At 39.1% G+C, this 6630-nt stretch carries 2 protein-coding genes; both read left to right on the top strand.

Annotated features, from left to right (window positions below):
* A partial coding sequence (locus tag ACP6PL_RS18045) for a CHAT domain-containing protein (RefSeq protein WP_426546654.1) occupies positions 1-1742 on the top strand: 1742 nt, incomplete at its 5' end.
* Between the two features lie 1197 nt (positions 1743-2939).
* The coding region (locus tag ACP6PL_RS18040; RefSeq protein WP_426546653.1) for a two-partner secretion domain-containing protein at positions 2940-6630 on the top strand (3691 nt) is incomplete at its 3' end.

Here is a 6630-nt window from a genome sequence, read left to right as displayed (position 1 = left end):
CAGCTATCGGGGATACCACAAATATCATCAACCAACCAGGTGGAGAACTTAATACTGGTGAAATCATTCAAGCTAACCCAACGCTATTAACACCAATAAATAACACTTTGTCACAACTATCACCTCAGACTCCGGCAAATCCAGTAACTGCACCCAACCTAGCACAACCGCAAGTAAATCCAGTGACTGCACCCAACATAGTGCAACCGCAAGTAAATCCTGTAACTGCACCCAACATAGCGCAACCGCAAGTAAATCCTGTAACTGCACCCAACATAGTGCAACCGCCAATAACTCGAACTCGCATAACTGAAAATATTACCCCATTTAACAATCAAGTATTAAATCCTGTTACTATTCAAATTATCGAGTCAGTGCAAGGTAATAGCACCATCACAACCACAAATAATCCTAATCTCCCAAGCCAACTGAGCGATCGCGAGAAAGTAAACATCAACACAGATACTACTACTGCTTTAGAAAGCATCAATATTGTGAATACCATACCCCTAACTGTAGCTGCCAATTCCACAACATTGACAACGATAGAACAAACTCGCAATAATGAATTTACTGACTACCTTGAGTTAAACCTATCAACTGAAATTATATCCTCAAAAAACATCCGGGAAGCACTAATTGATATTGCCAATCAAACAGGTAACAATTCAGCAATTATCTATGTGACTGCCTACCCAGATTCACTACAACTGGTATTATATACACCAGATAGCGAACCTATTCTCAAAAATATTCCTAACACCAGTCAAAAAGAACTAATAAATGCTGTCTTAAGGTTACGCGCACAAATTACAAATCCTGCTCGTCGTTTTACTGATAGTTATCTACCACCAGCCCAAAAATTATATAATTGGCTCATTGCACCCATAGCAGCAGAACTAGAAGCAGCCAAGATTGATACCCTACTATTCAGTATGGATGAAGGTTTGCGTGCCTTACCTATAGCAGCATTACATGACGGGGAACAATTTCTGATAGAAAAATATAGTCTCAGTTTAATTCCTAGTGTCAGCTTAATGGATACCAACTACCAACCACTTCAAGATAGTCAAGTATTAGCAATGGGAGCAAGTCAATTCATTGAGCAAAGTGAATTACCAGCAGTACCCACAGAGTTAGAAACAATTTCTCAAGAGCTATGGCAAGGCAGCAAATTCATCAATGGAGAATTTACCCGCAATAACCTCTTAGCTCAACGAGAAAATTATCCCTATCCCATCATTCACCTAGCGACTCATGCAGAATTTAAACCAGGAAAAGCTAACAAATCTTATATTCAGCTCTGGGGAGACGAACAATTAAAGTTAGACCAAATTAGGGAGTTAGGGTGGAATGAACCAGCAGTAGAATTGTTAGTATTATCCGCTTGTCGCACCGCCTTCGGAGACAAAAATGCCGAGTTAGGATTTGCGGGATTAGCAGTAGCAGCAGGAGTCAAGTCAGCTTTAGCAAGTATTTGGTATGTTAGTGATGAAGGAACATTAGGCTTAATGACAGAGTTTTATACTCATTTGAATGATGCCAAGATTAAGGCAGAAGCGCTCAGACAAGCGCAGTTAGCAATGTTGCGTGGGGAAGTAGTTATTGCAGATGGGGAGTTAAGGGGAACAACTGCTCGTGGCGCAGTGGTGTTACCCCCAACATTAGGGAAGTTTAAAAATCAAGATTTATCTCATCCCTATTATTGGTCAGGATTTATGATGATTGGTAGTCCGTGGTAATTAATAATGGATAATGGATAATGGATAATGGATAATGGATAATGGATAATTGATAATTGATAATTGATAATTGATAATTGATAATTGATAATACCAATTTTAAAAAAGAATGTTACGGATAATTAGTGATAAAGAAATTTTTGTTTGTAGTAGGGCTTCAGCCCTATCTTATATCATGTTGGGATAATCACTTATAATAAAGTATATGGTTTGTAGTAGGGCTTCAGCCCTATCTACAGTTCGGGCTGAAGCCCTACTACGAACTTTAATTATATATAACTATTTAACCGAACATAATATTAATAGTTCGGGCTAAAGCCCAACTACGAGCTTTAATATGATCTAATAAGGGCGAGAAACAGACTTTACAGGAAATATTTATTTGACTAAACAGGGAAGTAAATTTTTGAGGCACAGAGTCTTAGAAACTGTTTGTAAACTCATAAGAACCTCTCTCCAAACCTCTCTCCTACCAGGAGAGAGGCTTATTATTAACCCCACTTTCCTTGTAGGCAAGGGGGGCAGGGGGGTTAGGTTTTTAAGATTCATCGGTTTGCAATACTTCTCAAATAGCTTCTTAGGGAGTAGAGAGTAATATAATGTCCGAATAATCAGTGATAAAAAAGTATATGGTTTGTAGTTGGGCTTTAGCCCGAACTGTAGATAGGGCTAAAGCCCAACTACAAGCTTTAATTATAACTATTCAACCGGACATGATATAAGGAGTAGGGAATAGACGCAGCGAAACTTTCCAGATCTAGTTCAAAAATTGGATAATTTATTTTTTCCTATTCCCTAATACGCCTCATCATCCCCACACTCCCCACCCCCCTATATTTATAGCAGTTTTCATTAATATAGAATACAGAGATTTGGGTTTAAAGGAAGAAGGAAGAAGGCTTTAGTTATCTAGGAGAGAAGGAAGAAATTTTGTAGTCTACCTTTGTGAAAACCGCTATAAGTAGTACACAAATAGATCCTAAATTGGGTATATAAAGCTGGTTACTTTTGAATAATTTTGATTTTCCCTAAAGTTGATGTTGGATTTTGAAAAAAAAACGGATATAATAAAAATATAAAGAAAAGAATATTCGATCGAGTATCAATTTTCTAAATTAACAATTATAAATTTAATTCATCAGAGTGTTTCTACTAATTCCTTGATTTTTTATCTACCACAATTGCTCAAGATTTTTAATGAAACACATTAAATTAGATTATTATAATACAACTGCTTTAGCCATAATTTTAAGTACATTAGCTGTAGCTCCCCCCGCTAACTCTCAACCTATAACTCCAGCAAACGACGGTACAGGTACAACGGTAAATCAAAACGGCAATCAATTTGATATCCAGGGTGGCACTCGTAATGGGGCTAATCTATTCCACAGTTTTGACCAATTTAATGTCCCCACCAACCAAACCGCGAATTTCCTTACTACCCCAGACACTAGCAACATTCTCGGTAGAGTCACAGGAGGAAATGCCTCATATATTAATGGTTTGCTCCAAGTCATCGGGGGTAATTCCAATCTCTTTTTAATGAACCCCGCTGGCATAATGTTCGGCCCAAATGCTACCCTCAATATACCCGCCTCATTCAGCGTTACGACTGCTACAGGTATTGGCTTTGATAACAACAATTACTGGTTTAAGGCAATGGGCACAAACGACTACTCAAATTTAGTCGGAAACCCCAGTGGCTATAGATTTAATGTTTCAACTCCGGGTGCTATAGTTAATGAAGGAAATTTAACTTTAAACCCTGGAGAAAATCTAACTTTGTTGGGTGGAACAGTCATCAACACTGGGCAACTCTCCACCCCAGGGGGTAATATTACTGTCGCAGCAGTAGAAGGTGGGAGTACCCTGAGAATATCTCAACCAGGACATTTATTAAGTTTAGAAGTACCCTCAACAACAGGGAGTGAGTCAGAAACCGTAAGTATTACCCCCCAATCTTTGCCTGAACTTTTAACAGGTGGGAGTGACATGAACGCCACATCCATAACTGTGAATGAAAGTGGAGAAGTGGTATTGACAGCTTCAAATACAGCGGTTGAGGACGTAGCAGGAACGGCGATCGCTTCTGGAAATATAGATGTTTCGATCCCCCCTAACCCCCCTTATGAAGGGGGGGATACTTCCAGTCTCCCCCTTTCTAAGGGGGACGGAAGGGGGATCGGAGGCCAAGTAAATGTCCTGGGCGATCGCGTAGCTCTGGTTGATACTACTATTAATGCCGATGGTTTAAATGGTGGAGGTACGGTATTAATTGGAGGTGACTCTCAAGAGAGTAGTACAGTTTTCAATTCTCAACAAACTTCTGTTAATAGTGGCTCAATTATTTCTGCTAATGCTATTGAAAATGGAGATGGAGGAAGAGTAATAATTTGGTCTGATGGAACTACTAATTTTGACGGAAATATTAGTGCTAAAGGAGGAGAATTTTCTGGTAATGGAGGGTTTGTTGAAGTTACGGGAAAACAAGATTTAACATTTGATGGAAATGTGAATGTTACTACAGCATTGGGAGATGAAGGAACAATATTTTCACAACCAGAAAGTGTGACGATAGGAGAAACAGAAAATTATGATAGTTCGCAAACAGAAGAAGATAATACTGAGGTGGAAACGACTGAAAATTCTGAAGTTGCTGATGGCTCAGAAACGACAGAAACAGAAGCATTAGAAAATAATACTGAGGTAGAAACGACTGAAAATTCTGAAGTTGCTGAAGGTTCAGAAACAACAGAAATAGAAGCACCAATAGATCCTTTTGCTCAAGATGACAATGCAGATGTGACAATTAGTGCAGAAAATATTGGGCAATTATCAGGGAATGTAATATTGGAAGCTGACAATGATATAACAGTTAATGAAAAGATAGAAACTGATTCGTCTGTAGAATTAAAAGCTGGTCGAAGTATTAATATAAATGCGGATATTGATACATCAGTTGGGAATGGAAATATTGATTTACTTGGTAATAATGATGAGATGAATATTGCTAACCGGAGTGAAGGGGCAGCTTCGATAAATCAGTTAGATGGAACGACGTTAAATGCTGGTAGTGGAACTATTAATATTGAGTTAGGAAATTTAGGAGAAGTAGGAGATATAAATCTAGCTTCTTTAACCACAACGGGAGAGGTTTTAGTTAATGCTAATGGGGGAAATATTGCTAGAGTTTCATCAAATTCTTTGATTAATGCGGGTAGTGTTTTATTTCAAACTTCTGGCAGTGGTGGAATAGGTTTAACTGATGCTCCTTTGCGGTTGGATGTGGAAAATTTAGAGGCGGTTTCTGGCAGTGGTGGGGTATTTTTTGATGTAGGGAATGTAAATATTGGTGATGTGAGTGAGGATGTGGATGGTATTGTTACTGCTGGAGGAGATATTGATATTAAGAGTGATGGAGATGTGAGTTTAACAGAAAGTCTTTCTACTCAGGAAATAGTAGAGAATAATTCAGAAGCAGAAATATCCCCCCCTTCCCAAGGAGGGGATATCGAAGCAACAGAAGTTACTGATACAAATGGTTCGATAAATATTGAAGCGACGGGAGATATCGTTGCTACGGGTAGTGGAATAAAAGGTGGTGGGGAAAGTGTTTTTTTGTCTGCTACTAATATTAGGATAAATGATGAATTTGATGAAACTTCTGGGGATGCGGATGTTAAGTTATCAGCGACAAATGATATTACTGTTGAGGATATAGAGGATGATGTGTTGGAATTTCTGCCTGGGAGTGGGGAGATAGAATTTCGTGCGGATGTGGATGGGGATGGAGTTGGTGTTGTAGAGATGTTGGATAATGAGGCGGATGTTGGAAGTAACCCGGATACTTTTGAGAATGGAGCGGATACTATTAAGACTAATGGGCGTAATTTGACTATTGCTGGTGCTGAAATTATTTTGGGGAATATTGATACCTCTTGGTTGCCTGTTTATTCTGGTGGAGAATTAATTACTATAGATGTGGATGAAGGGGGAGCAATACCAGCAGAAGGTACAGCAGGGGATGCAACCTTTACTTTTACTGTAGATGGTGACTTGGGAACTGTAGAAAATCTAGATGTACGCTTTTCTGCCGAACATAGTTATAATTCAGACTTAGAAGTTTATCTTGAATCACCCGAAGGGCAGGAAGTAACATTATTTGCTGGTGTTGGTGATAGTGGAGAGAACTTTCAGGATACTGTGTTGGATGATAATGCTTCTACAAATATTAGTGATGGTAATGCTCCTTTTAATGGTACATATCGTCCCCAAGGAAATTTAGCAGATTTTAATGGAGAAAACCCCAGTGGCACTTGGACTTTGAGGGTGACAGATACTGCTGATGGTGATAGTGGCACTTTGTACAGATCAGGTGATGGTGCACCTTGGGGAATCGCTACAGGTACACAACTGTTATTGCGTAATCCTCTAGTTGGTGGAGGAAGAGGAAATGGAAGTGGTGGAGCGATAAACTTAGAAGCAACTCATGGTGATATTCATGTAGGAAATATCCGCAGTTTGAGCGAAACTGGTGATGGAGGAATAATTGACCTCAAAGCTAACAACAATATTATTACAGGTCTGATTAATTCTAGTGCTGTTCAAGGAATTGGGGGTGATATTACTATAGACGCAGGAGGCAATATCATTACATACGGGCTTGATTCCTCTTCCTCTTCTGATTCCGATTATGGTAACTCAGGAGATGGGGGTGATATTACTATCTCGACTCAGACTGGTGATATCAATACAGAAAGCCTCAATTCCTCTTCCTCTTCCTCTTCCTCTTACGATTCTGATTCCGATTATGGAAACTCAGGAATTGGGGGTGATATTACTATCTCGACTCAGACTGGTGATATCAATACAGAAAGCCTCAATTCCT

The organism is Dapis purpurea BLCC-M126 (assembly GCF_050015975.1).
Classification (GTDB): domain Bacteria; phylum Cyanobacteriota; class Cyanobacteriia; order Cyanobacteriales; family Microcoleaceae; genus Trichodesmium.
This window is presented reverse-complemented; position numbering and strand designations above follow the sequence as displayed.